The sequence below is a fragment of the Synechococcus sp. RSCCF101 genome (assembly GCF_008807075.1).
Taxonomy (GTDB): Bacteria; Cyanobacteriota; Cyanobacteriia; order PCC-6307; family Cyanobiaceae; genus RSCCF101.
Genome location: NZ_CP035632.1, coordinates 2,656,631 through 2,682,849, shown reverse-complemented (window position 1 = coordinate 2,682,849; position 26,219 = coordinate 2,656,631). Strand labels below are relative to the sequence as shown.

Annotated in this window: 26 protein-coding genes, 1 tRNA gene and 1 pseudogene; 11 read left to right on the top strand and 17 right to left on the bottom strand. The window is 69.3% G+C overall.

The window, feature by feature from the left end:
- Positions 1 to 20 precede the first annotated feature (20 nt).
- On the top strand, positions 21 to 3,623 hold the full coding sequence (smc, locus tag EVJ50_RS12935; RefSeq protein ID WP_225322946.1) for a chromosome segregation protein SMC: 3,603 nt from the start codon (positions 21 to 23) through the stop codon (positions 3,621 to 3,623).
- Between the two features lie 77 nt (positions 3,624 to 3,700).
- Positions 3,701 to 4,777, top strand: a complete 1,077-nt coding sequence (locus EVJ50_RS12930) for a PRC-barrel domain-containing protein (protein ID WP_370455513.1) — start codon at positions 3,701 to 3,703, stop codon at positions 4,775 to 4,777.
- Positions 4,778 to 4,786: 9 nt separating this feature from the next.
- On the opposite strand, the gene msrB is transcribed toward EVJ50_RS12930, so the two are convergent.
- The 3 genes from msrB to EVJ50_RS12915 all read right to left on the bottom strand — a co-directional run bounded on the left by msrB (position 4,787) and on the right by EVJ50_RS12915 (position 6,680).
- Positions 4,787 to 5,239: a peptide-methionine (R)-S-oxide reductase MsrB gene (msrB, locus tag EVJ50_RS12925; protein ID WP_150884437.1), complete on the bottom strand. Its 453-nt coding sequence runs from the start codon at positions 5,237 to 5,239 to the stop codon at positions 4,787 to 4,789.
- Between the two features lie 31 nt (positions 5,240 to 5,270).
- Positions 5,271 to 6,548 (bottom strand): glycosyl transferase, encoded by a 1,278-nt coding sequence (locus EVJ50_RS12920; protein ID WP_150884436.1) that lies wholly within the window; start codon positions 6,546 to 6,548, stop codon positions 5,271 to 5,273.
- 50 nt (positions 6,549 to 6,598) lie between these two features.
- A tRNA-Leu gene (locus EVJ50_RS12915) sits at positions 6,599 to 6,680 on the bottom strand.
- 126 nt (positions 6,681 to 6,806) lie between these two features.
- Between EVJ50_RS12915 and accC the strand changes: the two are divergent.
- Positions 6,807 to 8,221, top strand: a pseudogene (gene accC / locus EVJ50_RS12910) (acetyl-CoA carboxylase biotin carboxylase subunit).
- Here the strand turns inward: accC and EVJ50_RS12905 are convergent.
- A complete protein-coding gene (locus EVJ50_RS12905) occupies positions 8,173 to 8,514 on the bottom strand; it encodes a YggT family protein (protein ID WP_225322945.1) in 342 nt (113 codons plus the stop codon). The pseudogene accC and the gene EVJ50_RS12905 overlap by 49 nt on opposite strands.
- Before the next feature lie 132 nt (positions 8,515 to 8,646).
- On the opposite strand from EVJ50_RS12905, the gene psbX reads away from it, so the two are divergent.
- The 4 genes from psbX to EVJ50_RS12885 all read left to right on the top strand — a co-directional run bounded on the left by psbX (position 8,647) and on the right by EVJ50_RS12885 (position 10,905).
- On the top strand, positions 8,647 to 8,769 hold the full coding sequence (psbX, locus tag EVJ50_RS12900; RefSeq protein ID WP_150884435.1) for a photosystem II reaction center protein PsbX: 123 nt from the start codon (positions 8,647 to 8,649) through the stop codon (positions 8,767 to 8,769).
- 131 nt (positions 8,770 to 8,900) lie between these two features.
- On the top strand, positions 8,901 to 9,827 hold the full coding sequence (locus EVJ50_RS12895; protein ID WP_150884434.1) for a Ycf66 family protein: 927 nt from the start codon (positions 8,901 to 8,903) through the stop codon (positions 9,825 to 9,827).
- Positions 9,828 to 10,009: 182 nt separating this feature from the next.
- On the top strand, positions 10,010 to 10,402 hold the full coding sequence (locus EVJ50_RS12890) for a hypothetical protein (protein WP_225322944.1): 393 nt from the start codon (positions 10,010 to 10,012) through the stop codon (positions 10,400 to 10,402).
- The gene (locus tag EVJ50_RS12885; protein WP_150884432.1) at positions 10,399 to 10,905 is read left to right on the top strand and encodes a hypothetical protein; all 507 of its coding nucleotides are present in this window, start codon (positions 10,399 to 10,401) and stop codon (positions 10,903 to 10,905) included. Before EVJ50_RS12890 ends, EVJ50_RS12885 begins: the two co-directional genes overlap by 4 nt.
- A gap of 52 nt (positions 10,906 to 10,957) precedes the next feature.
- Here the strand turns inward: EVJ50_RS12885 and EVJ50_RS12880 are convergent, their stop codons facing one another.
- The 3 genes from EVJ50_RS12880 to EVJ50_RS12870 are packed head-to-tail and all read right to left on the bottom strand — an operon-like array spanning position 10,958 to position 13,511.
- On the bottom strand, positions 10,958 to 11,143 hold the full coding sequence (locus tag EVJ50_RS12880) for a chlorophyll a/b-binding protein (RefSeq protein ID WP_150884431.1): 186 nt from the start codon (positions 11,141 to 11,143) through the stop codon (positions 10,958 to 10,960).
- A gap of 9 nt (positions 11,144 to 11,152) precedes the next feature.
- On the bottom strand, positions 11,153 to 13,135 hold the full coding sequence (locus tag EVJ50_RS12875; RefSeq protein ID WP_150884430.1) for an ABC transporter ATP-binding protein/permease: 1,983 nt from the start codon (positions 13,133 to 13,135) through the stop codon (positions 11,153 to 11,155).
- A gap of 31 nt (positions 13,136 to 13,166) precedes the next feature.
- Positions 13,167 to 13,511, bottom strand: coding sequence for a histidine triad nucleotide-binding protein (locus tag EVJ50_RS12870; protein ID WP_150884429.1), 345 nt, complete (start codon positions 13,509 to 13,511; stop codon positions 13,167 to 13,169).
- Positions 13,512 to 13,586: 75 nt separating this feature from the next.
- On the opposite strand from EVJ50_RS12870, the gene EVJ50_RS12865 reads away from it, so the two are divergent.
- A complete protein-coding gene (locus EVJ50_RS12865) occupies positions 13,587 to 15,182 on the top strand; it encodes a YifB family Mg chelatase-like AAA ATPase (RefSeq protein WP_150884428.1) in 1,596 nt (531 codons plus the stop codon).
- A gap of 15 nt (positions 15,183 to 15,197) precedes the next feature.
- On the opposite strand, the gene EVJ50_RS14730 is transcribed toward EVJ50_RS12865, so the two are convergent.
- The 5 genes from EVJ50_RS14730 to def all read right to left on the bottom strand — a co-directional run bounded on the left by EVJ50_RS14730 (position 15,198) and on the right by def (position 17,116).
- Entirely contained in the window at positions 15,198 to 15,338 is a 141-nt protein-coding gene (locus tag EVJ50_RS14730; RefSeq protein ID WP_191964780.1) for a hypothetical protein, read from the bottom strand.
- Positions 15,339 to 15,452: 114 nt separating this feature from the next.
- On the bottom strand, positions 15,453 to 15,623 hold the full coding sequence (gene rpsU / locus EVJ50_RS12860; protein ID WP_150884426.1) for a 30S ribosomal protein S21: 171 nt from the start codon (positions 15,621 to 15,623) through the stop codon (positions 15,453 to 15,455).
- A gap of 44 nt (positions 15,624 to 15,667) precedes the next feature.
- Positions 15,668 to 16,252: a DUF3747 domain-containing protein gene (locus EVJ50_RS12855; RefSeq protein ID WP_150884425.1), complete on the bottom strand. Its 585-nt coding sequence runs from the start codon at positions 16,250 to 16,252 to the stop codon at positions 15,668 to 15,670.
- 57 nt (positions 16,253 to 16,309) lie between these two features.
- The gene (locus tag EVJ50_RS12850; RefSeq protein ID WP_150884423.1) at positions 16,310 to 16,507 is read right to left on the bottom strand and encodes a hypothetical protein; all 198 of its coding nucleotides are present in this window, start codon (positions 16,505 to 16,507) and stop codon (positions 16,310 to 16,312) included.
- 3 nt (positions 16,508 to 16,510) lie between these two features.
- Positions 16,511 to 17,116, bottom strand: a complete 606-nt coding sequence (gene def, locus EVJ50_RS12845; protein ID WP_150885040.1) for a peptide deformylase — start codon at positions 17,114 to 17,116, stop codon at positions 16,511 to 16,513.
- A 7-nt stretch (positions 17,117 to 17,123) separates the two neighbouring features.
- Here def and EVJ50_RS12840 point away from each other — a divergent pair, with 7 nt between their 5' ends.
- A complete protein-coding gene (locus EVJ50_RS12840; protein ID WP_225322943.1) occupies positions 17,124 to 19,172 on the top strand; it encodes a prolyl oligopeptidase family serine peptidase in 2,049 nt (682 codons plus the stop codon).
- Between the two features lie 30 nt (positions 19,173 to 19,202).
- On the opposite strand, the gene EVJ50_RS12835 is transcribed toward EVJ50_RS12840, so the two are convergent.
- The 4 genes from EVJ50_RS12835 to sufB all read right to left on the bottom strand — a co-directional run bounded on the left by EVJ50_RS12835 (position 19,203) and on the right by sufB (position 24,093).
- The gene (locus EVJ50_RS12835) at positions 19,203 to 20,495 is read right to left on the bottom strand and encodes a SufS family cysteine desulfurase (RefSeq protein WP_150884421.1); all 1,293 of its coding nucleotides are present in this window, start codon (positions 20,493 to 20,495) and stop codon (positions 19,203 to 19,205) included.
- A 27-nt stretch (positions 20,496 to 20,522) separates the two neighbouring features.
- The gene (locus EVJ50_RS12830) at positions 20,523 to 21,773 is read right to left on the bottom strand and encodes a SufD family Fe-S cluster assembly protein (RefSeq protein WP_150884419.1); all 1,251 of its coding nucleotides are present in this window, start codon (positions 21,771 to 21,773) and stop codon (positions 20,523 to 20,525) included.
- Positions 21,770 to 22,564 (bottom strand): Fe-S cluster assembly ATPase SufC, encoded by a 795-nt coding sequence (gene sufC, locus EVJ50_RS12825; protein ID WP_150884417.1) that lies wholly within the window; start codon positions 22,562 to 22,564, stop codon positions 21,770 to 21,772. Before sufC ends, EVJ50_RS12830 begins: the two co-directional genes overlap by 4 nt.
- Before the next feature lie 83 nt (positions 22,565 to 22,647).
- Positions 22,648 to 24,093: a Fe-S cluster assembly protein SufB gene (gene sufB / locus EVJ50_RS12820; protein ID WP_150884415.1), complete on the bottom strand. Its 1,446-nt coding sequence runs from the start codon at positions 24,091 to 24,093 to the stop codon at positions 22,648 to 22,650.
- A gap of 185 nt (positions 24,094 to 24,278) precedes the next feature.
- On the opposite strand from sufB, the gene sufR reads away from it, so the two are divergent.
- Both sufR and EVJ50_RS12810 read left to right on the top strand, forming a co-directional pair.
- Positions 24,279 to 24,941, top strand: coding sequence for an iron-sulfur cluster biosynthesis transcriptional regulator SufR (gene sufR, locus EVJ50_RS12815; RefSeq protein WP_150884413.1), 663 nt, complete (start codon positions 24,279 to 24,281; stop codon positions 24,939 to 24,941).
- Entirely contained in the window at positions 24,928 to 25,329 is a 402-nt protein-coding gene (locus EVJ50_RS12810) for a hypothetical protein (protein WP_150884411.1), read from the top strand. Before sufR ends, EVJ50_RS12810 begins: the two co-directional genes overlap by 14 nt.
- On the opposite strand, the gene EVJ50_RS12805 is transcribed toward EVJ50_RS12810, so the two are convergent.
- Positions 25,301 to 26,203 carry a DMT family transporter gene (locus EVJ50_RS12805; protein WP_225322942.1) on the bottom strand — a complete coding sequence of 301 codons (903 nt, stop codon included), beginning with the start codon at positions 26,201 to 26,203 and terminating at the stop codon, positions 25,301 to 25,303. The genes EVJ50_RS12810 and EVJ50_RS12805 overlap by 29 nt on opposite strands.
- Between the last annotated feature and the right edge of the window lie 16 nt (positions 26,204 to 26,219).

The following is a 26,219-nucleotide window of genomic DNA, read 5'->3' as shown; positions in this document are numbered from 1 at the left end:
CACGTCTCAGAAGACCTGCGGTGCGCATCGACCGGGTCGAGCTGAGACAGTTCAAATCCTTCGGCGGAAGCGTCGCTATTCCGCTGGAGCCCGGCTTCACCGTGGTGACCGGCCCCAACGGCTCCGGCAAGAGCAACATCCTCGACGGCATCCTCTTCTGCCTCGGCCTGGCCACCAGCCGCGGCATGCGGGCCGAGCGGCTGCCGGATCTGATCAACAGCGGAGCGACCCGCCAGGGCAAGGGCTCGGAAACGGAGGTGAGCGTCCGTTTCGATCTGAGCGGCTGGCAGCCGGACGCCGCCGAGGAGGGTCTGGAGCGGCCGGCGGAGGGACCCTGGATCGCCAGGGATCAGACCAGCTGGACCGTGAGCCGGCGCCTGCGCCTGGCACCCGGGGGCACCTACAGCAGCACCTACAGCGCCGATGGCGTGCCCTGCACGCTGCCCCAGCTGCAGGCTCAGCTCAGGCGGCTGCGGGTGGATCCGGAAGGCAGCAACGTGGTGATGCAGGGCGATGTGACCCGCATCGTCTCGATGGGGTCGCGGGAACGGCGCGGTCTGATCGACGAACTGGCGGGGGTGGCTCTGTTTGATGCCCGCATCGAACAGAGCCGGGGCAAGCTCGATGAGGTGCAGGAGCGGCAGGACCGCTGCCGCATCGTGGAGCAGGAGCTGCTCAGCGCCCGCCAGCGGCTCGAGCGAGACTGTGCCAAGGCCCGCAGCTACCAGGCTCTGCGCGAGCAGCTGCAGGAGGGCCGGCTCCAGGAGCAGCTCCTGAGCTACGAGCAGGCCTGCCGGGAACTGGAGCAGCTCGTCCAGCGCCGGCAGACCATCGCGACCGACGTCGAGCAGCTCGGCCGCGGCATGGAGGAGCGCCGGCAGCGGATCACGGAGGCCGCCGCAGCCCTGCAGCAGCTGCAGGCGGAGGTGCGCGCCCTGGGCGAGGAGCAGCTGCTGGCCGTTCAGGGCGAGATCGCCGGGCTCGATGCGAGCGAACGGGAGGTGGGCCGGCGCAGCGCGCAGCTGCAGCAGCGCGGCCATGGCCTGGCGGGTGACAGGCAGCGCTGGCAGACGGAACGGCAGCGGCGTCTCGAGGAGCGCCGGCGGCTGGAGGAAGTGGATGACGGCCCCCTGCTGGAGCAGGCGGAAGCGACCTGCCGAACCAGGGCGTCGGAGGTGGACCTGGCCCGGCGGCGGCTGAGCGACGTGGCCGGGCGCTCCGAGGCCTGGCTGGAGGAGATCCAGGAGCGGGCCGCCCGCCGCGACGCGCTGCAGTCGCGCATCACCCCCCTGCAGCAGGAGCAGGAGCGCCTCGATGAGCGGCTCAGCCAGACGCGGCAGCGGATGGAGGATCTTCAGGGTCAGGCGCGTGACCAGCAGGGGCGCGGGCAGCGCACGGACACGCGGCTGCAGGAACTGGAGCAGCAGCTCTCGAGCTGCCTCAGCCAGATCACGGCCGGGCAGAAGCGGTTCCAGGAGGCGGCCGCTGAGCTGGATCTGCAGCAGCGCACGCGCCAGCGGCTCGAACGGGAGCAGCAGGGGCTGGAGCAGCAGATCGCACGGGCGGAATCGCGCCGCGCCACCCTGCAGGAGCAGCGGGGGACCAACGCCCTGCGGACCCTGCTGGCCTCCGGCCTGGAGGGGGTGCACGGTCCGGTGGCCCAGCTGGCGGAGGTGGAGGAGTCGCTGCGACTCGCTCTCGAGGTGGCCGCCGGAGGACGCCTGGCCCAGGTGGTGGTGGACGACGACGGCATCGCCGCCCGGGCGATCGAACTGCTGAAGAGCCGCCGTGCCGGCCGGCTGACCTTCCTGCCGCTCAACAAGCTGCGGGCCCGCAGCGGCGGCGATGTGCTCGCCCGCGGCGCCCTGAGCCGGGGCACCGCCCAGGGCCCGGACGGGCTGGTCGGACGGGCGGTCGATCTGATCCGGTGCGAAGCGGTCTACGAGGCCGTGTTCCAGCACGTATTCGGTGACACGCAGGTGTACCGGGATCTGGCCAGTGCCCGCCGCCAGCTCGGGCGGGTGCGGGCCGTGACCCTGGAGGGGGAGCTGCTCGAGCGCAGCGGCGCCATGACCGGCGGCAGCCTGGCCCCCCGATCGGACCGACTCAGCTTCGGCAGCCGCTCCGACGAGGACAACGCCGAGCCCCTGCGTCGACGGCTGCTGGAGCTGGGCGAGGCGCTTGTGGCGGGACGTCAGAAGGAGCATCGGCTCTCGGAGCTGGTCGACACGCTCCGGCCCCGGCTGCAGGAGCTGGAGCGGACCACCGCCGCTCTCGAAGCGGAGCGCAGCGCCCTGAAACGCGATCAGGCCCCGGCGGATGCCCGCACCCAAGCGCTGGCCGATCAGCTCACGGCCCTGGCCGCCGACCGGCAGCGGGGCGAGAGCCGGCTGGCGGAGATCGCTGCAGGCCTGGCGCCCCTCCTGGAGGAGATGGGAGCCCTGGATCAGCGGATCCAGCAGGACCGGGAGCGGGATCGCACCCAGCCCTGGACCGTGTTCCAGGAGGAGCTGGAACGGGCGGATCAGGCGCTGGAGACCTCACGTCAGCAGCGCGATGCGCTCCTCTCCCGTCGCCGCGAGCGGCAGCTGGCCCTGGACGGGCTCAGCACACAGGATCAGCAGCAGCAACAGGAGCTGCACCGCCTTGAGCAGGCAACCGCCGCCCTGGCCGCGGAGCAGGCGGAGGCGGCCGAGGAGCTCGAGCGCATCGACACCCAGCGCCGCAGCCTGACGGCGCAGCGCGATGCCCTTCAGACCCGCTTCGGCGAACAGCGGCGGGCCAGGGATCAGGCGGAGGCCCACCTCGCTGGACTGAACCAGCAGCAGCAGCAGGACCAGTGGAACCTGGAGCGGCTGAAAGAGGAGGACCGGGCCCTGGAGCAGGAGGGCGACGCGCGCCGGAGCCGATTGCTGGAACTGGAGCGGGCGCTGCCCGACCCCCGGCCCGTCGTCCCCGAGGAGCGCCGCCAGGCGGGGCTGGCCGCCCTGGTGGCCGAGCTGGGCCAGATCCAGCGCCGCATGGAAGCCCTGGAACCGGTGAACATGCTGGCCCTGCAGGAACTGGAGGAACTGGAGGAGCGCCTGCAGGGCCTGGCGGATCGCCTGGAGGTGCTGGGCCATGAACGGGAGGAACTGATGCTGCGCATCGAGACCGTGGCCACCCTCCGTCAGGAGGCCTTCATGGAGGCCTTCCAGGCGGTGGATGGCCATTTCCGGGAGATCTTCGCCGCGCTATCCGACGGCGATGGCCATCTGCAGCTCGACACCCCGGAAGATCCGCTGGCGGGGGGTCTGACCCTGGTGGCCCATCCCCGGGGCAAGAGCGTGCGGCGGCTGGCCTCCATGTCGGGGGGGGAGAAGTCCCTCACCGCCCTCAGCTTCCTGTTCGCCCTGCAGCGCTTCCGGCCCTCACCCTTCTATGCCCTCGATGAGGTGGACTCCTTTCTCGATGGCGTGAACGTGGAGCGTCTGGCGGGCCTGATCCAGCGCCAGGCCTGCGAGGCGCAGTTCCTGGTGGTGAGCCACAGGCGTCCCATGATCGGGGCCGCGGAGCGCACCATCGGTGTGACCCAGGCCCGTGGCGCCCACACCCAGGTGGTGGGGCTGCCGGCGGCGGCGTGATGCGCCAACAGCCCCGCCCCGCACGGGTGCCTTGCGTCACAATGACCCCCAATTCCTGACCCCTCGGCCGGCCGCGCTTGCCCTCCTCCCCCGCCACTGACCCTGCCCCCGCGACGCCGCCCGATCGGCTCTGGCTGCGCTCGGAACTGATGGGGACCCAGGTGATCACCCGCGACACGGGCCGGCGACTGGGCGTGGTGGGGGAAGTGGTGGTGGATGTGGACCACCGGGAGGTGGTGGCCCTGGGTCTGCGCGACAACCCGCTCACCCGCTTTCTGCCCGGACTGCCGCGCTGGATGCGCCTCGATCGCATCCGTCAGGTGGGCGATGTGATCCTGGTCGACACGGCCGATGCCCTCGACGAGGGCTTCAACCCCGAGCGCTACAACCGGATCATCAACTGCCAGGTGATCACCGAATCCGGTCAGCAGCTCGGCCGGGTGCTCGGCTTCAGCTTCGACATCGAGACCGGCGAACTCGTCACCCTGGTGCTCGGATCCCTCGGGGTGCCCCTGCTGGGCGAGGGCGTGCTCAGCACCTACGAGCTGCCGGTCGACGAGGTGGTGAGCAGCGGGCCCGACCGGATCATCGTCTACGAGGGAGCCGAGGACAAACTCCGCCAGCTCGGCAGCGGCCTGCTCGAGAAGCTCGGGGTCGGAGGCCCCAGCTGGGAGGAGGAGGAGCGTGAGCGCTACCGCATCAACATGGTGCCGGTGGAGAACCAGCTGCCCGCCGGCACCGCCTCCGCGCCGGAGAAGCGCCGCATCGCCCCGGCCACGACGCAGCGGTTCGAGGCGGAGGAGGACATGGAGTATGTGGAGCTGGAGGAGCGGCGCCAGGCCCCCATGCGCCGGCAGCGTTACCTGGATGAGGACGAGGAACCGGAGCGGCCCCGCTGGCGGGACGAACCACTCGACGATCCCCGTGACGAGCGGTTCGAGGAGGTCAGACCCGCAACGCGCCGCCCGGCCTCCCGCAGCCGCGATCCGCTCGATGTGGAGCCGTTGCCCTCATCGAGGGGACGGCGGGAGAACTGGAGCGCGTCGGAGCCGATCGGCGGCGGCCATCAGTCGGGTTCGCGTCCCCTTGGCCGGGCCGGCAGCGAGCCGATCCCGGACGTCGGGGCCGACGATCTCGACGACCCCTGGTCCTGAGGGGGAACCTCAGCCGGCCGTGCTCGCTGAGGAGCCACCCGCAGGGATGAAGTCGAGCGAGGCGCTGTTCACGCAGTAGCGCAGGCCGGTGGGACGCGGCCCGTCGCTGAAGACGTGACCGAGATGGGCATCACAGCGGGCACAGCGGATCTCGGTGCGGCTCATGCCGTGGCTGCTGTCGGTGTGGGTCGTGATGGCCTCGGGCTTCACCCCTTCCCAGAAGCTGGGCCAGCCGGTGCCGGAATCGAATTTGGCCGATGCGTCGAACAGTTCGGCGCCACAGCACACGCAGCTGTAGGAGCCGGCCTGCTTGTTGTTCCAGTAGGCGCCGGTGAAGGCGCGCTCGGTGCCCCCCTGGCGGGTGACCAGGTACTGCTCGGGGCTGAGCTGCTCGCGCCATTCCGCATCGCTGCGGCTGACGCGATCGTCTCCGGCGACGCTGGAGGGGGCCGACTGGCTCATGGCAAACGAACGGACAATCAGGTCCTGAACGCTAGGGACCGGCCGCAGCCGGCGGCAGAAGCTCCAGCACCATCTGCCGAAGGGCCGCCACGGCGCCCGGCTGCCCCCTCAGGCTGCGCAGGTCATCGCGCATGCCCTGAAGTCGGGCTGGTGCGGAGAGCCAGTCATCGGCTTCGGCTGCGATCTGTTCCGGAGTGATGGCCCCGACCCGCTCCGGCACGACCATGCGCCCGGCGGAGATGTTGGGCCAGGCCAGGAGCCCGCGATGGCGCATCCGCCAGGCGGTGAGGGCCACTCCCAGCAGTCGCCGCAGCAGAGGCAGGCGGGCGATCAGCCCCAGCCAGCCATCCCAGGCCTGCATCACCTCCAGATGCTGGGTCGGGACCAGCACCAGCATCGGCACCCCCAGCGCCCCCAGCTCAGCGGTGTTGGCGCCGACCGTGGTCAGGGCCAGGGCACACTGGCTGAGGGAGGCATGGGCCGGATGGCTCCGGATCACGTGCACCGTGGTGCCCGCGGCCGTGCGCAGGAGCAGGCACCAGGGCATCGCTCCATCCGGCTGCAGCGGACCGGTCCCATAGGCGCGGGCGATCGGGTTGGAGGGGCCGGCCTGCTCGAGCAGGTCCTCCACTGCCACCGTGGGCGCCAGAGGCAGGAGAAAGCGGCAGCCCGGCCGGCGGGCAGCGAGCCGGTCGGCGGTCTCCATCAGGAAGGGCACGCCGACCCGGAGCTTGGCTCGCTTGGAACCGGGGAGCAGGGCCACCCATTCCCCCTCGGGCAGGGGCTGGGAGCGACGGGCCGAAGCCGGCAGATCCGCCATCAGATCACCCACCACCGTGCAGCGGTTCCGCCAGCGCGGCGGCAGTCGCTGCTGCGCCTGGCTGCTCATGGCCGCGATGCGGTCGTTCCAGCGGGGCCAGCGGGCGATCCATTCCGCGTAGGTGAGGTGGCGGTAGCCGAGCCGGGCCGAGAGGAGCACGGTCCAGAACTGGTCACCACCGAGGAACACCACCACTCCATGCCGGGGCCAGGGTCCCCAGCGGCCGGGGCGGCAGAGAAGCCGCCAGAACACACGCGCCGGCGTCACACGCCGGAAGAGGCCCATGTCTGACGCCACATGGTGCTCCCTCCCCGTGGCATTGGGACAGGGCACCAGCACCAGATCCAGGGCCAGGGAAGCCTGCTCAGCGCGCGGCCGAAGGGGCATGGCCTCATGCAGCGCCTCGGCCAGGGGCCGCACCCAGGTGCTCAGCTCGCCAGGGCCGTTGCAGACCAGGCAGACCGAGCCTCCGGGAGGAAGTGTCGACAAAGCGCTGGCGGCGGAACCACTCACAACGCTCGTCTGGGATGAAACCAAAGTGCGGATGGCGAGACTTGAACTCGCAAGACCGAAGTCACACGCCCCTCAAACGTGCGTGTCTACCAATTCCACCACATCCGCGTGGGGCGACCGTGCTCAGCAACACCCGCCGCGACAGATCATACCGACGCACAGACTCGCTCTCCCAGGCCGCCGGCGGGGCCCGGCAGCGCTGATACAGTCCGCAGCGGCCTGCTGCGCGACTGGATGCCTATCAGCAAGTTGCTGATCGCCAACCGCGGCGAAATCGCCCTCCGCATCCTTCGCACCTGCCGTGAACTCGGCATTGCGACCGTCGCCGTGCACAGCACCGTGGATGCCGACGCGCTGCACGTGCAGCTGGCGGACGAAGCGGTGTGCGTGGGCGAGGGCCCCAGCAACCGCAGCTACCTGAACATTCCCAACATCCTCGCGGCAGCCACCTCGCGGGGAGCCGACGCCATCCATCCCGGCTACGGGTTCCTGGCGGAGAACGATCGCTTTGCGGAGATCTGCACCGCCCACGGCATCACCTTCGTCGGCCCATCGGCGGACTCGATCCGCTCCATGGGAGACAAGGCCACCGCCAAGGCCACCATGCAGTCGGTCGGTGTGCCGACCATCCCCGGCAGCGAGGGCCTGCTCGACGGCGTTGCGGAGGCCGAGGCCCTCGCCCGCAGCATCGGCTTTCCGGTGATGATCAAAGCCACCGCGGGGGAGGAGGCCGCGGCATGAGGCTGGTGCGCCACGCCGATGAGCTCCCCTCCCTGTTCCGGGCCGCCCAGGGCGAGGCGGAGGCCGCCTTCGGCAATGCGGGCCTCTACATGGAGAAATTCATCGAGCGGCCCCGCCACGTCGAGGTGCAGATTCTGGCCGACCGGCACGGCAAGGTGGTGCACCTGGGCGAACGGGACTGCTCCATTCAGCGGCGCCACCAGAAGCTGCTGGAGGAGGCCCCGAGTCCGGTCCTGACCGAGAGCATCCGGGAGCGGATGGGTGAGGCCGCCATCGCCGCCGCCCGCAGCATCGGCTACGAGGGTGCGGGCACGGTGGAGTTTCTGCTCGACCGCAGCGGCGCCTTCTATTTCATGGAGATGAACACCCGCATCCAGGTCGAACACCCGGTCACCGAGATGGTGACCGGCATCGATCTGATCGCCGAACAGCTCCGCATCGCCGGTGGTGAGCGGCTGGCCCTGCGTCAGGACGCGATCCGCCTGCACGGGCATGCGATCGAGTGCCGCATCAACGCCGAGGACCCGCGCCACGGCTTTCGTCCCGCACCCGGTCGGATCACGGGCTGGCTGCCGCCGGGTGGCCCCGGCGTGCGCATCGACAGCCACGTGTACACCGGCTACGAGATCCCACCCTTCTACGACTCACTGATCGGCAAGGTGATCGTGTGGGGGCCCGACCGTGAGGCGGCCATCGCACGCATGCAGCGCGCCCTCGAGGAGTGTGCCGTGACCGGGATCGCCACCACGATCGGGTTTCACCTCTCCCTGCTGCAGCGGCGGGAATTTCGCTGCGGCGAGGTGCACACCAAGTTCGTCGAGCAGGAAATGCTGGCGGCGCCGGCTCCGGCTCGCAAGACTCAGCCGGCCGGCGAGCCTGCCGCCAGAGTCGCTCCGATGCGCAGCTGAACGATCAGCCCCTGCTGCCCGACGAGCACCTCCCTGAGCAGGCTGACCAGACCGACCCAGATCACCGGGGTCACGTCGACCCCTCCGATCGGCGCCACCCAGCGACGGGTCGGCGCGAGCAACGGTTCGGTGCAGCCATTCACCACGGCCAGCGGCCCGCGCGTGCGATCCACGGCGGGGTACCAGGTGAGGACGATGCGGCAGAGGAACATCAGCGTCCAGACCGCCAGAGCCAGTGCGAGGCCCCGTTCGAGCCAGATGAGCAGCGGCGCGAGCGCGGTGGGTGACAGCACGAGGGGAGACGAGGAATGAGCTGAAGCGGTGAAGGCCGCTACAAAACCCTACGGCGAGGGTCCGGGGAGCTGCCGTTCCTCCGGCCACGACTAGGATCGTGTCTCCTCAGTGACCGCCCGGACGAAACCGTCATGACGTCTTCCCTCTCCAACTTCCTGAGCAGCCTGGCCTGGGGAGCGGTGATCGTCGTGGTGCCCGCCACCATCGCCCTGATCTTCGTGAGCCAGGCCGACCGGGTCGACCGCAAGCTCTGACGCCTTCCGGCTTGCACTCTCAAAGGCCAGATCCAGCCGGAGCCCGGGTGGCTTGATCGCCTCCGGGCTCTTTAAACTGGCCCGATGTCCTGGCGGGTCGCGGCAGCGTCTCGCCTTCGCTGCCGGGAGCCGTGGTCAACGCAAGTCTCAACTGGGCCAGCATCGTCGGCATTGTGCTGGCCGTCGGTGGTGCGCTGCTCTATTTCATGCGCAGCTTCCGGCCGGCACTGGCCCGCGATTACGACGTCTTCTTCGCGGCGGTCGGTCTGCTGTGCGGCGGCATCCTCTTCTTCCAGGGCTGGCGCCTGGACCCGATCCTCCAGTTCGGCCAGTTTCTTCTCGCCGGGACCACCGTCTTCTTCGCCTACGAAAGCGTGCGCCTGCGGGGGGTCGCCACCGAGCAGGCGCGTCGGGTCTCTTTCTTCGAGGAGGAGGAGTCCCCCATGGGTCCGCGTCCCGGACTCGGAGGATCCCGGCGCGACTGGGATGAGCGCGACCGATTCGATGAACCCAGGCCCCTGCGTCGCCGGCTCAGCAATCGTTACGACGACGACGACCGCTACGACGAACCGCCCGAGCGTGAAGACGAGGGCCGCGTCCGCAGACCGACCCGGGCCATTCCCGAGCGTGCGGCCAGCCGTCGCTTCCGCGACGCCGACGACGGCTGGGACAGCCCGGATTCTTCCCGGCCGGATGGAGCTCGCCCCGATCTGCGCCGCCGGCGTCCCGATCTGAGGGCCGGCTCCGGTGAGACCTCGCCGGCAGAAGCGTCCCGGTTCGGGACACGCCGCAATCAACGGGCCGACGCCCGCCGTGGCAGCCGGCCTGTGGGACGCGCTTCGGACCGCAGTGCCCCAGCGGCCTCGATCGACGTCGAACCCCTCGGGGAGAGCGGCCCTGTCGGTCGCCGCACCACCGAGCGGGCCGCAGGGTCCTCCACCGTGGAATCAGAAGCACCCGCCCCTGACTCGGGCAGCAGCTACTCCCTCAGCGGCTCGTCCGGCAGGTCCCGATCCGGTCCATCCAGCCGCGACAACTCCTCCCGGTTCGACGACTGAGCGCCGGCACCGACCCGCCGACCTCCAGAGCAGCGTGGTTCCTCGCCCTGCCGCTGCTGACGTCGCTGTTCCTGCTGCCGGGCTGCAGCCTCTCGAGGCGATCCGCCACCGCCGAGCTGCCTCCCGGCACCTCTCAGCGCCAGCCGGCGCTCAGCGGTAACGGCCGTTACCTGGCCAGCGTGGTGGATCTCCAGGGCAGGCCGAGTGTGGCGCTGCAGGATCTCGATCAGGGCCGGCGGGTGCCCCTGCCGCTGTTGCGGCGTCACCGGCCTCACAGCTCACCGTCTCTGAGCTGGAACGGCCGCTACCTGGCCCTGATCACCCAGCAGGGCAGGGGCCGGCTCGCCCTGGTGCATGACCGTCGCACCCGCCGGCTGCATCCCCTCCGCCTGCCCCCGGCGCACGAGCCGGTGAGCCTCAGCCTGGCCCCGGATGCCGGCAGCGTCGCGCTGCAGACCCTCCATCGCGGTCGCTTTTCGGTGCTGCTTCTCGATCTCAGCACCCTCCTGGAGCCGGACCGACCACCCGGCAGCCGTCTGGGCCTCCCGGAGGGCACGGCCGGCACGTCACCATGAGCAGGCGACGGCCGGGATGGTTGGCGGGAGCCGCCGCCCTGCTGCTGAGTCTTCTGCCACTGACGGCCGGATGCCGCCTCGGCGGCAGCATGCCGCGGAGCGCTGAGCTGCGGGCCGCGTTCGCCGGCACGGACAGTCAACGGGACCCGTCGCTCGGGGGCAACTGGCTGGCGGCGATCGTGCAGCGCCGGGGACGGGACGCCGTGGTGCTGCTGAATCTGAAGGACCGCCGACCAGTGCCCCTGCCGGGCCTCAACCGGCCCGACGCCCAGCCGGTCGCCGTGGCCGTGGATGCGCGGGGCTCCCGTCTGGCCCTGATCCGTCGGCGTCAGGGTCGGACCGAAGTGGTGCTCTACCGGCGGGAGGCGGCGGCAGCCGTACCGATCGCGCTGGAGCCAGACGGTGTGCCTCGGGCCCTGAGCCTCAGGGCGGATGGCCGGCAGCTGGCAGTGCAGGTCAGCCGGGGCGGGCGCTGGCAGGTGGATCTGATTGCGCTCCCCTGAGGCCGTGAGCGGAGCCAGCGGAGGGCATCGGTCCTCGTTGCCCTCCCGGCCCTCAGCCGGGAACGAGGCCGGCCCAGTGCAGGAAGGTCTGACCGCTGAGCCCCTCGATCAGCAGGATGGCGGCGAAGCCGACCATGGCGAAGCGGCCGTTGACCCGCTCGGCGTAGGCGCTCCAGCCGAAGTCGGGCACATCGCCGGTGGTGGCACTGGTGCTTGGGGACGGCGGTGCAGAGCTCATCGACGGCGCTCAGGTGGTTTCAAAGTCATAGCTGGCGGCCGGAAGCAGACGCCAGCCGCCATCCCCCACCAGTTCGAGCACGGTGTGGTGGAAGCTCACCAGGGTGGGGCGGTGTCCGACGCTGATGAAGGCCATCTCCCGCTGGCGCAGGAGACCGTAGAGATGGCGTTCCGTGGCCACGTCGAGGGCACTGGTGGCCTCATCGAGCACCACGAACTTGGGAGAATTCAGCAACAGGCGCGCAAAGGCCAGGCGCTGCTGCTCCCCCAGGGAGAGCAGCCGGGGCCAGTCCTGCTTCACATCCAGATCGGGATAGCGCTGGACCAGATCCGGCAGACACACCTGCTCAAGCACGGAGCGAAGATGCTCATCGCTGAAGCGATGGGGCTGCTGGGGATAGCAGAGCTGCTCCCGCAGGCTGCCCAGGATCATGTAGGGCTTCTGCGGAATGAACAGCAGCTCGCCCACCGCCGGTCGCTGCACATCGCCTGAGCTGACCGGCCAGAGGCCGCTGACCATGCGCAGGAATGAGGTCTTGCCGCAGCCGCTCGGGCCCACCACCAGCAGCCGGTCGTGGCTGTCGAGCGAGAGGCTGAGGTCCCGGATCAGCAGGCGCTCGCTCTCCGGTGGGGTGAGATTCACGTGGCGCACCACGATCGCATCGCCGCTTGCGGCTGGGCTCTCGGCCGGAGGGAGCTGCTCGACCTGGCTGCGGCCGATTCCATCGACGCGCCCCTGGAAGCCCTCGAGACGGCTGATGCTGGCGGAGAAGGCCGCCAGACGGTCGATGTTGTTGACGATGTAACTGACCGAGAACAGCACCTGGGAGAAAGCGATGCTCGACTGACCGAAGACGCCAAAGTCAACCTCCCGTGCGAAGTAGATCGGTGCGATCACCAGCCAGGGCAGAAAGCGTGAGAAGTAGTCGTAGGAGCGCTGGATCACACTGATCATCGCCTCCCAGATGATCAGCCGGTCGTAGTTGCGGATCGCGCCGTCCAGGCGACGCTCCGCCTCCTTCGACTCCTGCCGCTCACCTCGGTAGAAAGCGATCGATTCGGCGTTGTCGCGAATGTGGACCAGGCCATAGCGGAAGTCGGCCTCCAGCTTGAGCTGCTGGTAGTTGAGCGCCACCAGACGGCGACTGGCAAAGACGATCAGACCCGTTCCGATCACGGAGTAGGCAAGCAGCAGCAATGCGAGGCGGCCGTTGATGTTCCAGAGAACGATGATGAAACTGAAGAAGGTCAGCAGCGCCGCGATCACCTCCACCAGCACCGACAGACTCGTTCCGGTGAAGCTGCGGGTATCGTCCGAGATCCGCTGGTCGGGGTTATCGATGTCCGATGAGGACTCGTCGTTCGGGTTGAGGATGTAGTAGGCCCGATTGGACATGTAGCGGGCCAGCAGCCGCCCGCTGAGCCATTCCCGCCACAACAGGCCGAGTTTGGGGATCAGATAACTCTGAAGCGCTCGGATCGGCAGCGCCAGGACGAGACAGAAGGCATAGATCGCCACAATCTTCCAGAAGCCCTCCTCGTCAAAGGCCACCAGGGTGTTATCAACGTTCCGCGCAATGAAGCTGATGCCCACATTGATGCCGTTGATCACCAGGATCAGCAGCGTGATCACGCCCATCAGCAGCCAGGGCAGCCAGCGGCCCTGACGCAATTTGGTGCGCATGGACAGGAAGGCCACGAACCCGCCGGCCATCAGCGCCATCAGCACCAGCCCGAGGGGAGAGCCCCAGAGGGAGGAGATCCGATCCGGGATGCCGGGCAGGAACCGGGCACTCAGAACGGGCAGGAAGCGGCCCGCCGCCGCCACCGATGCGGTGAGGATCAGAACGGTCACCCCCACCACGATCGCGAGCAGGGAGAGAACGAGAAGGAAGAACTGGGCGCCGCTGGTCTCCTCAATCGGGAGGAAGTAGGGCTGAGCCAGTCGCTGCAGCTTGCCGAGCTGGTTGCGGAAAGCCGTCAGGGGGCCCATGGGGTTCAGCGGAAGCGGGCATTCTCGCGCTTCAGCCCGGTGGCCACGCGAGCGATCGGCCACCGATCACATGCACATGCAGATGAAAGACGCTCTGGCCGGCCTCGGCGCCGTTGTTGATCACCGTGCGCCAGGCCGTGAGCCCCTCCTGACGCGCCACCCGGGCCGCCACCAGCAGCAGATGCCCCAGCAGCGGCGCATCGGCGTCCTCCGCCTCATTCAGGTTCACGATCGGGCGGCGGGGGATCACCAGCACATGCACGGGCGCCTGGGGCTGGATGTCCCGGAAGGCCAGGCAGCGCTCATCGCCGTAGACCTCATCACAGGGAATCTCCCCGCGCAGGATGCGGGAGAAGATCGTCTCGTCAGCAGGCATGGCTCGCCGGGGAAGAGCAGGGGTCGGGCGAGCGTGACAGGGGTGGCATGAACCGATGGCACCCGCCTGAGATCGATGCTGGCACGCTGCCGAAGTGCCTCCCTGCTGGGCCTGGAGGCCGCACCTGTTCTGGTGGAGGTGGATCTGGCGCCCGGCCTGCCGGGCCTTCAGCTGGTGGGCCTTCCCGATGCCGCCGTTCAGGAAGCGCGGGAGCGAGTCCGGGCGGCACTGCGCAACAGCGGCTTCTCCCCCCCTCTGGTGCGGGTGGTGGTCAACCTCGCGCCCGCCGACCTGCGCAAGGAGGGGCCGTCCTTCGACCTGCCGATCGCCCTGGCCCTGTTGGCCGCCAGCGGACAGGTGCCGATGGAGGCCCTGCAGGGTCTGTGGTGCGTGGGGGAACTGGGGCTGGATGGAAGCGTCAGGGCGGTGCGCGGCGCCCTGGCGGTGGCCATCGCCGCACGAGAGCACGGGGCCGATCGGCTTCTGGTGCCTGAGGCCAACGCCGCCGAGGCGGCACTCGTTGGGGATCTGCCCATCGCCGGCGCCCTGAGCCTGCGGCAGGTGGTGGAGGTCCTGACCGGGCTGAAGTGCTGGCCGAGCCCGGGCCGCACCGGATCCGTCGACCTCAGAGCCGATGAGGAAGGGGCGCCGGATCTCGCGGATGTGAACGGTCAGGCCATGGGCCGCCGCGCCCTGGAGGTCGCGGCGGCGGGCGGGCACCACATGCTGCTGGTGGGTCCACCGGGATGCGGCAAGACCATGCTCGCGCGGCGGCTCGCCGGTCTGCTGCCGCCACTGGGAAGGGAGGAGGCGCTGGAGATCACCCGCATCCACTCCGTGGCGGGCCTGCTCAGCGGAGATGGAGGGCTGATGCGGCGGCGTCCCTTCCGCGCCCCGCATCACAGCGCCACAGCCCGATCCCTGCTCGGCGGGGGTGCGGTTCCCAGGCCGGGGGAGATTTCACTGGCCCATGGCGGTGTGCTGTTCCTCGATGAGCTGGCTGAATTTCCCCGCAGCGTTCTCGATCAGCTGCGCCAGCCGCTGGAGGACGGGCGGATCGCCATCTGCCGGGCCCGCCACCGCTTCAGCTTCCCCTGCCGAATGGCCCTGATCGCGGCCACCAATCCTTGCCCCTGTGGCTGGTACGGAGATGGCCAGCGTCCCTGTCGCTGCGGCCAGGCGCAGCGGGAGCGGTACTGGTCGCGCCTCTCCGGGCCGCTGCTGGACCGGATCGATCTGCAGGTGGTTCTGCGTCGACTGCCGGCTGAGGCCCTCACCCTCGCAGCGCCACATCCGGACCTGTCCGGAGACATCCGGCCGAACGGAACAACCGTCCGCAACGGCCCTGTCGTCTGCGACGGACACGACACAGCGACTGCTGCAGACCGGGTGAGCCGGGCCAGGGCACGGATGGTGGCACGCAACCCCGGCGGTGTGGCCAATGCCCAGATCGAAGACCGCCATCTCCAGGGTCTGGCCGGCCTCAGCAGTGAGGCCGGCCGGCTCTGGAGCCTGAGTGTGCAGCGCCGGGCGATGAGCGCACGCTCGGCGACCCGGCTGCTCCGGGTGGCGCGCACCCTGGCGGACCTCGATGATGCCTCAACCGTGGAGGGTCACCACATCGCCGAGGCTCTGAGCTTCCGGAGCTTCGATCTGCCGATGGACGGCTGAACGAGGCCAGCGGCGTCAGGCTTTGTGGGGATGGTCGGGATAGGGCTGGGCGCCGACAGCGGGGGGCTGGTGCGCTTTCTCCTCGCGGGGATTGCCGAGTGCGTGGCTGAGGCTGTCGCCGAGCCAACGCAGGAACGAACTGAGCCTGGCGGACATGGGAACCTCCCTTGGGCCTGCTTCCATCATTGGGAGCATCGCGGCCACGGGGAGGCCCCAAACACAAGCCGTAACGACTCGGTAGCCCTTGTTACACAGCGCTTCCGGAGGCGCTCAGCGGCGGCGGCGGCGCTGCTGCTGCTTGCGCTTGTACTTCTCAACCGGAGTCTCGTGATGACGCAGGCGCTTGAGATCGGCGAAGATGCCGGCCTTCGACACCTGGCGCTTGAACCGGCGCAGTGCCGATTCAATGCCTTCGTTCTCACCGACGGTGACCTGGGTCATCAAGCGCGGGGCCAATCACAGCCCACCACCTTACCAATCCCCCCTCAACCACCGGCTGGCGGCTCAACCGCGCCAGCCGGCCAGTCGTCCCGGTACACGTAGATGTGGCCGAGGGCACGATCGCCGTAGGTGCGGCGCATCAGCTTCCAGCCCGGCTCCAGCTGAAGCTGCAGGAAGCCGGGAGCCTGCCCGCCTGTGCGGGCCACCACCGCCTCCGCCGTGGCCGCCCCACCGGAGGGAACCGCCAGCAGTTGCATGTCGCCGCCGCGCCGGACGACGCTGAGGCGGTAGCGGGTGCCGAAGTCGCTGCCACCGATGCGAAGGGAGTAGCCGTTGCCATCGATGTAGCGGCTGCAGACCCCGGTGAAATTGAAGGTGGCCAGCAGGGGGTCCACGATGCCTGGGTTGGCACCGGAGACGGCGAAGCAGGGGCGCTGATCGCCGCGCTGCTCGTAGATGTTGAGCTGGTAGCGCTCACCGCTGCCGATGGGGGCAGCCACCATCAGGAAGCGGCTGGCATCCACCTCCTGGGTCCCGAACAGGGAGGCCTGGGCCGGGACCGCTGAAGAGGCGGCCAGGAGGGCGGCGCTGCCGGCGAGCAGGGAGGGCGCAACCGTTCGGAGAAGCATGCTGACGCTCGGGTGGACCCGGATCGTAGAAGCCCGTTCCGGGGGAGGCTCGGGCTTTCAGGAGGGCTTGTTGAAGCGAATCGCGACCAGAAGTGACACGACCGTGCCCGGAAGAGACAGGCCCAGGATCAGGCGCGTCAGGCCGACGCCCAGGTCGGGCTCGCCGTAAGCGAGCTCGAAGACCGAACCGGTGGCGGCGATTCCAAGAACACAGGCCAGGGCCAGGAAAACCCCTGCCAGCGGGTGCATCGGCATCGGTCAGCCCACCGCCCGGACGGCGGCCCGATCGAAACCGTGCTCGCGGAGTTCCTCGTTCAGGGCCAGTTCATCGGTGACCCGGTCCACGAACAGAACGCCGCGCAGATGGTCCATCTCGTGCTGGACGCAGCGGGCGAGCAGACCATCGGCCTTGCGTTTGCGCGGGCGGCCGAACTCGTCGCGGTAGCTCAGCTCGATTGTGGTGGGGCGCACCACATTCAGGTAGACGCCGGGAATGCTGAGGCAGCCCTCCTCGTAGGTGTCGACGGAGGCTCCGCTGGCGGTGATCTCGGGGTTGATCAGCACCAGTGGAGGCGTGGCGGCGTTCTCCGGGTCGAGGTCGATCACCAGCAGCTGCTTGTGAATCCCCACCTGAGGGGCGGCCAGGCCGATCCCACGGGCGCTGTACATCGAGCGCAGCATGTCGCGGGCCAGATCGCGCACGCTTTCATCAACCCTGGCGATGCGCCGGGCCGGGGTGCGCAGCACCTGATCGCCGAGGGTGTGAATCTCCAGCGGCGGGTCGCTCTGGGGCTGCTTGGACACCTGAACGGCGCTGTTGGTGCGCTCGGCCGTCCGTGCCAGTTGGGCGAAGCTGCGAGCCAAGTGCACCATGCAAATCTGCATCGAGCTTAGGGGCGACGCCCTGATGGAAGGCCTGCCGATGTCCGCCCCCACCCCTCCTCCTGCGACGGGGCCCGACCCGCTGGACAGCGCCCTGGCCACGGGCCGCTGGCCATCGATCCGCGAACCGCGTCTGCTGGCCTCGCGCCTCTACTGGCTCGAGCAGCGCCCCGGGGAAGGGGGCCGCACCACCCTGATGGCCCTGCCGCTGGCCTCGGTACCGGTCGGTGACGGGCGCCGGCTGGATCAGCTGCCCGCCCAGGAGATCACTCCCGCCCCCTGCGATCTGCGCAGCCGGGTGCACGACTACGGCGGCGGCGTGGTGGCACTCCACCAGAACGGAGCCGGCACCACCGTGGTCTGGGTCGACGACCGCGACGGCTGCCTCTGGAGCAGGACGCTGGAGTGGCCGGTCGGATCAGGTCCCTGCAGGCCCGGCGACGAACGGCGCCTGTGCGAGCCGGCGGCACGGCAGTTCGCCGATGGCCTGATCGACGACCGGCGGCAGCGCTGGATCGGTGTGATGGAAGCCGGCGGCAGCGATGCCCTGGTCAGCGTGCCGCTCAGCGGCGGCGAACCCGAGCTTCTGAAACGGGGCGAGGCCTTTCTGGGCTACGCCGCTCTCAGCCCGGATGGCAGCCGGCTCTGCTGGGTCGAGTGGGCATCGGATGCCATGCCGTGGGAACGGAGTCGGCTGCACCTGGCCCGCATCGGCAGGGACGGTCGGCTGGAGGGCGACTGTGTGATCGCCGGCGATCAGGCCGCTCCCTGCTCCCTGTTCCAGCCCCTCTGGCTGGGGAGCGGGGATCTGGTGGTGGCCTCGGACCGCTCGGGCTTCTGGAATCTGGAGCGCCTCGAGGGTGCCCAGAACTGGAGTCCCATCGGCGACTCCGACGGCACCAGCGGAACGACCTGGCAACCCCTGATGCCGGCGGAGGAGGAGTTCGCCATGCCCCAGTGGGCCTATGGCATGCGCACCACCGCCTGGGACGGCGAGCAGCTGATCAGTGCCTCGTGCCGGCAGGGACGCTGGCGACTGGGGGCGATTGCGGCACCGAGCCAGTGGCGGGAGCTGGCCACGCCCTTCGATGACCTGGCCTGGCTGGACGGGGAGAACGGATCGGTGGTGGCGGTGGCGGCCTCCGCCCGCACCGCGCCGGGGCTGCTGCATCTGCGCACCCGGAACGGAACGCCAGGATCCCCTGCCGGCCGCTGGACCCATCTCCCCTGCGCCGATCTGCCCGTGGCCGCCGCCGCGATCCGGGAGCCGGAGGTCCTCTGGTTTTCGGGCGCCAGCGGGGCCCGGACGCAGGCCTGGTACCACCCGCCGGCCACTCCGGCCACAGGTCCCGCCCCTCTGCTGGTGAAGGTCCACAGCGGCCCCACCTCCATGGCCCGTCCCTCCTTCAGCCCCCTGATCCGCTTCTGGACCAGCCGCGGCTGGGGGGTGGTGGATGTGAACTACGGCGGTTCCACCGGGTTCGGTCGCGCCTACCGGGAGCGGCTCGATGGCGGCTGGGGCGTGGTGGATGTGGCGGACTGCGCCGCCGCCGCCCGGGCTCTGATCGACGCCGGCCGGGCCCATCCGGAGCGGATCGCCATGGAGGGTGGCAGCGCCGGCGGTTTCACCACCCTGGCCTGCCTTGCCTTCACCGGCCTGTTCCAGGCGGGGGCCTGTCGCTATCCCGTCTGCGATCCGGCGTTGCTCGCCCAGGCCACCCACCGCTTCGAGGCGCACTACCTCGATCGGCTGATCGGGCCCTGGCCGGAGGCCCGCTCAATCTATGAAGCCCGCTCACCCCTGCACCAGGTGGAGCGGATCACAGCGCCGGTGATCCTCTTCCAGGGGCTGAGGGACCGGGTGGTGCCGCCCGAGCACAGCGAGCGGATGGCCGCAGCCCTGCGGCAGCGAGGTGTGCCGGTGGAGCTGCACACGTTTGCCGATGAGGGTCACGGCTTTCGCGACAGCCGGGTGCAGCAGCAGGTGCTGGAGGCCACGGAAGCCTTCTTCCGGCATCACCTTGGCCTGGACGGCTGATCCCCGCGGGCGGCGCTGCGGCGGCAGTGCTCAGCCGCGGAGCATGGCGATGGTGCCCTGAAGCTCCTCGGCGAAGCGGTCGATATCGGCCGGGGTGGTGGTGAAGCTGAGGCTGGCGCGTGCGCTGGCCGGCAGACCCAGGAGCCGGTGCAATGGCTGGGTGCAGTGGTGACCGCTGCGGATGCAGATGCCCTGCACATCCAGCAGTTCGGCGATGTCGTTGGCGTGGAGACCCTCCACGACAAAGGCGGCCAGGGCCCCCCGGTGGGGCTGCTGAGCCGGGCTCGGGCCGAGGACCGTCAGGCCGTCGATCGCCTCGAGACGCTCGAACAGGTGAGCGGTGAGCTGCTGCTCCCAGAGGTGAATCCGCTCGAGGCCCAGAGCCGAGAGGTAATCGATGGCCGCCGCCATACCGATGGCCTCGCCGATGGCCGGGGTGCCGGCCTCGAACTTGTGGGGCAGCCCGGCCCAGGTGCTGTGATCGAGGAACACCTCATCGATCATCTCGCCGCCGCCCAGGAAGGGCGGCATGCTCTCGAGCAGCGCCTCGCGGCCCCAGAGGAAGCCCATGCCGGTGGGGCCGCAGAGCTTGTGGGAGGAGCCGACGAGGAAGTCGACATCGAGCTCCGTCACGGTCACGGGCTGGTGGGGAAGGCTCTGGCAGGCATCCGCCAGCACCAGTGCCCCGGCCCGGTGGGCCATGTCGGCGATCTCCGAGATGGGATTGCAGGTGCCGAGGGTGTTGCTCACGTGCACCAGGCTCACGAGCCGGGTGCGGGGGCCGAGCAGGGAGCGGAACTCGGCGAGATTGAGCCGGCCGCTGGCGTCGATGCCCACCGGCCGGAGCACGCAGCCGGTGCGCTGGGCCAGAAGCTGCCAGGGAACGAGGTTGCTGTGGTGCTCCATGACGGAGACCACCACCTCGTCGCCGGGCTGAAGGCTGGCATCACCCCAGGTGCGGGCCACCAGGTTGATGGCCTCGCTGGCGTTGCGGGTGAAGACGATTTCCCGTGGTCCGCCGGCCCCGATGAAGCGGCTGACGGTGGAGCGGGCGTTCTCGAAGCCTTCCGTGGCGCGGGCGCTCAGCTGGTGCGCGCCCCTGTGCACATTGGCGTTGTCGTTGGCGTAGTAGGCCGAGATGGCCTCCAGCACCTGACGGGGCTTCTGGCTCGTGGCGGCGTGATCGAGGTAGAGCAGGGGCCGGCCGTCGGCGGTGGTCTGCTCAAGGATCGGGAAATCCGGCCGGGTGCGATCGGCCAGGGTCAGGGATGAACTGGCCGGCGCAGCGACGGTGTCGGCCGGGATCGCGTTCAGGATCGACATCCGCTCGGGCGGGAGGGAACAGGGGGATCAGGCGGGGAGCGTGATCGGTGAGCCGGCGCTGAGCACACGCTCCAGGGGTTGCCATGCTGCCGCGGCCGCGGGGAGGTCGGAGAGGATCTCCTGGCAGTAGCCGCGCCGAAGCAGACGACTGGCGGTGGCCGCATCAATGCCGCGGCTGCGGAGATAGAAGAGCTCCTCCTGACGCAGGCTGCTCACGGTGGCGCCGTGGGTGCAGCGCACGTCGTCGGCGACGATCTCCAGCTGCGGCTTGGTGTCGATGCGGGCCCGCGACGACAGCAGCAGGCTGCGGCTCAGCTGGGCGGCATCGGTGCGCTGCGCGGCACGGGGCACCTGAACGGCACCGTTGAAGATCGAATGACCCCGATCGTCAGCCAGGGCCTTGTGCAGTTGGTCCAGTCGCCCATCGGGTCCACCGAACTGCATCTGGGCGTGGGTGTCGATCTCGTTGTCGGCGTCCGCCACCTGCAGGCCCCGCAGCACGGTTTCGGCCGCACCCGACACCTGGGTGACCCTGGGCTCGAACCGGGCCAGGCCCCAGCCCCTCAGGGCCGAGACGCCCCGGTAGACGCTGCCCGGGTCCTGTTCCACGGCCACATCCGCGAGCAGCGCGGACTCCGCCTCCCCCAGAGCCAGCAGGGAGTGATCCAGCCGGGCCTCCCGGCCGAGATGGGCCTCCACCACAACGCTGGTGAGACCGGCGCCCCGGCCGATGACCACCTGAAGCACGCTGAGGTGAGCTCCCTTGCCGAGAAGCAGCAGGAGCCTGGGAGCACGCAGGGCGCCGCCGCCGGAGACGGTGATCAGCTCCAGCGTGGGAGCCACAGGGCCGGTGACCCGCAGGGCCAGGCAGTGAGAGGCCACCGCGTGGTTGAGCTCAACGGGCCAGTGGTGCTCGCAGCCCGTGCTGGCCAGGGTGTGGCCCAGGGCCTGATGAACCTCGGCATCGGTGAGCAGCTCAAGCCCGTCCGGAAGGGGCCCTGGCGAAACCGGCCGGCCATCACCGCTGAGGATGAGGCGATGGGTGCCGGGCGAGGCCGGCGGCACCACCGCGTCCGGCAAAGCGTCGTCCGCTGCCTGCCCGGAAGGGGAGGAGAGGGTCTCCAGCAACCGCTTCAGCCTGGGCACATCGGTGAAACGCCAGGGCTCCAGGCCGGAATGCGGCACCGGCAGATCCAGCAGGGCTTCACGACCCCGGCGCTGCACCTCGGCCAGGGGACCTGAGGCCGGCGGCAGCGATTCGATCAGTCGCAGAGTCATGCTGAGGCCTGCTCCAGAAGGGCCAGCTCCTTGTCGACCCAGTCGTAGCCGGAGCGTTCCAGCTCGAGCGCCAGGCTGCGGTCGCCCGTGCGCAGGATGCGACCCGCCGCCATCACATGCACGAAGTCCGGTGTGATCTCATCCAGCAGACGCTGGTAATGGGTGATCAGGAGCATGGCGTTGTCCGGACCGGCCAGCTGATTCACGCCGGCGGCCACAACGCGCAGCGCATCGATGTCGAGGCCGGAATCGGTTTCATCGAGGATGGCGAGATGGGGCTGCAGCAGGGCCATCTGGAGAATCTCGTTCCGCTTCTTCTCACCACCTGAAAAGCCCTCGTTCACGCTGCGCTCGAGGAATGCCGGATCCATCTGCACCACCTCCAGCCGTTCCTGGATGTGATCCTCGAAGGAGAACGTGTCCAGCTCATCCAGGCCCTGCTGAGCGCGGCGGGCATTGGTGGCCACTCTCAGGAACTCGAGATTGCTGACCCCGGGAACCTCGACGGGATACTGAAAACCAAGAAAGACCCCGATCCTGGCCCTCTCCTCGGGCTCCATCTCCAGCAGATCCTCCCCCTGGTAGCGCACGGTGCCGGAGGTGACCGTGTAGGCGGGATGGCCGGCCAGCACCTTGGACAGGGTGCTCTTGCCGCTGCCGTTGCGACCCATCACGGCATGGATTTCGCCGCGGTGCAGCGTCAGCGTCACCCCCTTGAGGATGGGCTGGCCGTCGACACTGGCATGGAGATCGTGGATGTCGAGAAGAGGAACGGCGTCGGTTCGGGTCACGGACTGGGGCAGGGAAGACGGCAGGACAGGCCGGGCGCACCGCGCCGGCGGATGGGAAACGGAGACGGAAGGCCAGGGAGAACTCAGCCCACCGATCCCTCGAGCTTGAGGGCGAGCAGCTTGTCGGCCTCGGCGGCGAACTCCATGGGCAGCTGATTGAACACATCGCGGCAGAAGCCGCTGACCATCATCGAGACGGCCTCCTCGAAGGCGATGCCGCGGCTCTGCAGATAGAAGAGTTGATTCTCCGAGAGCCGGCAGGTGCTGGCCTCGTGTTCGATGTTGGCGTCGGGCTGCTGAGAGCGGATGTAGGGGAAGGTGTTGGCGGCGGCACGATCCCCGATCAGCATCGAATCGCACTGGCTGTAGTTGCGTGCCCCGGTGGCCTTGGGTCCAACCTGCACCAGACCGCGATAGCTGTTGGCGGAGCGGCCGGCGCTGATGCCCTTGCTGACGATGGTGGAGCGGGTGTTCGGCCCGACGTGAATCATCTTGGTGCCGGTGTCGGCCTGCTGGCAGTTGTTGGTGAGCGCCACCGAGTAGAACTCGCCGACGGAGGACTCACCCTGCAACACACAGCTGGGGTACTTCCAGGTGATCGCCGAGCCGGTTTCCACCTGGGTCCAGCTGATGTGGCTGCGGGCGCCGCGGCAGAGGCCGCGCTTGGTGACGAAGTTGTAGATGCCTCCGCGACCTTCCTCGTCACCGGCATACCAGTTCTGAACGGTGGAGTACTTGATCGACGCATCATCAAGAGCGACCAGTTCCACCACAGCGGCGTGCAGCTGGTTGGTGTCGAACATCGGCGCTGTGCAGCCCTCGAGGTAGCTCACCGATGAGGACTCCTCGGCGATGATCAGGGTGCGCTCGAACTGGCCCGTGTCGCCGGAATTGATGCGGAAATAGGTGGAGAGCTCCATCGGGCACTCCACGCCTTTGGGGATGTAGACGAAGGAGCCGTCGCTGAAGACCGCGGAGTTCAGGGCTGCGAAGTAGTTGTCGCTGATCGGTACCACGCTGCCGAGATAGCGCTCGATCAACTCCGGGTGCTCCTTCACCGCCTCACTGATCGAGCAGAAGACAACGCCGTGCTCAGCCAGCTTCTCCTTGTAGGTGGTGGCCACGGAAACGCTGTCGAAGACGGCGTCCACAGCCACGTTGGTCAGCCGCTTCTGCTCGTTGAGGGGGATGCCGAGCTTGTCAAACGTCTCCAGGAGCTTGGGATCCACCTCGTCAAGGCTTGCTTTCTTGCCCTCGGGCTGCCTGGGCGCCGCGTAGTAGACGATGTCCTGATAGTCGATGCGGGGATAGCCGAGGGCAGCCCAGTCGGGCTCGCGCATGGTCTGCCAGTGCCGGAAGGCCCGCAGCCGGAACTCCAGCAGGAAGCTGGGCTCCTCCTTCTTGGCCGAGATCCAGCGCACCACGTCCTCGCTCAGACCCTTGGCGATCTTGTCGGTCTCGATGTCGGTGACGAAGCCGTACTTGTAGGGCTGACTGACAAGGTCTCCAACAGCGGGGGTGGCAGTCATGAAGAGGGGCTCGGGATCGGAGTGGACGGCGAAGCCTGGCGCCGCCTGGCTGGCCGGGTTGCGAAACAGATTGGTTTCGTTACCAGACCTTAGATGACTGTTCCCTGTCAGCGGCGAGCAGGCGGCGCGCGCCCTTCGTCAGCAACCGGAGGAACGTGGCATGGTGTGGAAACTCTTAGGAGCGTATGGCCACCACCGCTCAGCCAGCAACACGGGATGCAGTCCTGGCCGTGCTGCTTCGGCTGGGTGAGTGCAGTGCGGCGGATCTCGCCAGCGAGTTGGGCCTGTCTGTTCAGATCCTGCGCCGCCACCTGCGCAGCCTGCAGGAGTCCGGCCTTGTGGAGAGCACCCCGACCCCGACCGGTCCTGGCCGTCCCTGCAACCGCTGGACCCTGACCCGTCAGGGTCGCAGCCGCTTTCCGGATGCCAGCGAAGCCTTCGCCCTCGACCTGCTCGATTCACTGGTCCAGCACCTGCCGAAGTCCACGCTGCAGGGTCTGCTGGAACAGCAGCTGCACGACAAGGCCCTCCACTACAGCCGGGCCATCCCGAGTGGTGATCTCGAATCCCGCGTCCAGCAGCTTGTGCACCTGCGCCGGCAGGAGGGACATCTCTCCGAAGCCAGCCCGGAACCCGATGGCCCCGGCTGGCGCATCAGTGAGATGCACTGTTCGGTGGCCCGCATCGCCGAGCAGCACCCGATCATCTGCGACCTGGAGCTGAAGCTGATCCGGGCCCTCTTTCCCGACTGCCGGGTCGAGCGCGTGCACTGGCGGCTTCAGGAGGGCCATTCCTGCGGCTTCCGCCTCACCCCGTCAGCCCCGGTTGCGGCTGATGCCAGCCTCTGATTCCGGCGCCTCCGCCGGCGGCGGACCTCTCGATGCGGCCAGTGTGCAGAGGCTGGACGCCACCCTGCTGCCGGCTGTTCAGCGTCACGCCCTCAGGGTGCTGGCCCACAGCCTGGCCACGTTTCAGCAGATGGCGGATTCGGAGAGCGCTGGCACGCTGCCGGATGACGGCCGTCGCCTGGAGTGGTGCCGGAACCAGCCTGTGCTGCGGGAGGACCCGGCCTTCACCCGGCAGTTCCTCGATCAGCTCGCGGTGGCCGGACGCCAGCTGGAGCGACTGGCCGATCAGCGCGGGCTGCAGCCCCTGGAGCTCAGCCTGGACGTGCTGATCGAGGATGCCGAAACCACAGCGCGGGCACTCATCGAAGCGCCAGAGCCACCCCCGTGACCGACAGCAGCGAGGCCAGCACCCCCTCCCGTCGCGGCGCGTCCCCCTCGCGATGCGCCACCGCCAGAGCCATCACGGGCGCCGTGCTCAGCAGGGTCACCCCCGGACCGACGGCAAGCTGCTGAAACACCACCTGCTGCAGAAGGATCCCGAGATTGGTACCCAGAAAGGTGGCCAGACCCACCTGCAGCCAGCGGCGCTGGCCGGCACCGGCCCTGCGCCCGCGCCGCAGGGCTGAGCCACACCAGGGCAGGAGCAGCACCAGTCCGCCGAGCAGGCGGATGGCAGAGGTCTGAAGCGGAGCCAGATCTCCGCCGGCGAGCACCGCCCGCGAGAGGCCCGCCCCGATCAGGCCGCAGACCACGGCCATCAGCGAACAGGCCAGGCCCCACAGGCGGGAGCGCGGCGACGCGGGAAGACCGCCGCCCGGACTGCCGCCGGCCTGGGAGGCCACCAGCACCACCGCGGCGGTGACCATGGCCGCCCCCAGCCAGGCGGAGCCGGAGACCGGCTCGCCCATCAGCCAGAGGCCGCCGACGCTGGCCAGCAGGGGGGCCAGAGCCTCCACGGTGAGGGTGCGGCGGGTGCCGAGCCGCCGCAGGGCCGCGAGATAGAAGCTGTCGCCCAGGCTGATGCCCACGACGCCGCTGAGCAGCAGCAGAGCGATCGAGGCGGACTGATCCCGCCAGGGCAGCGCCAGCAGAACGGGCAGCAGCAGCAGCGTGGCCAGGCCGTTCTTGAGGGCATTGAGCTGGATCGCCGAGAGCGACGTGCTCAGGGTGCGCCAGATGCTGCTGGCCAGAGTCCAGGAGAGGGCGGCGCCCAGCGCGGCCACGACACCCACCAACGGACCGGTTCCGGCGACTGCCATCATCGCCGCATCGGAATCT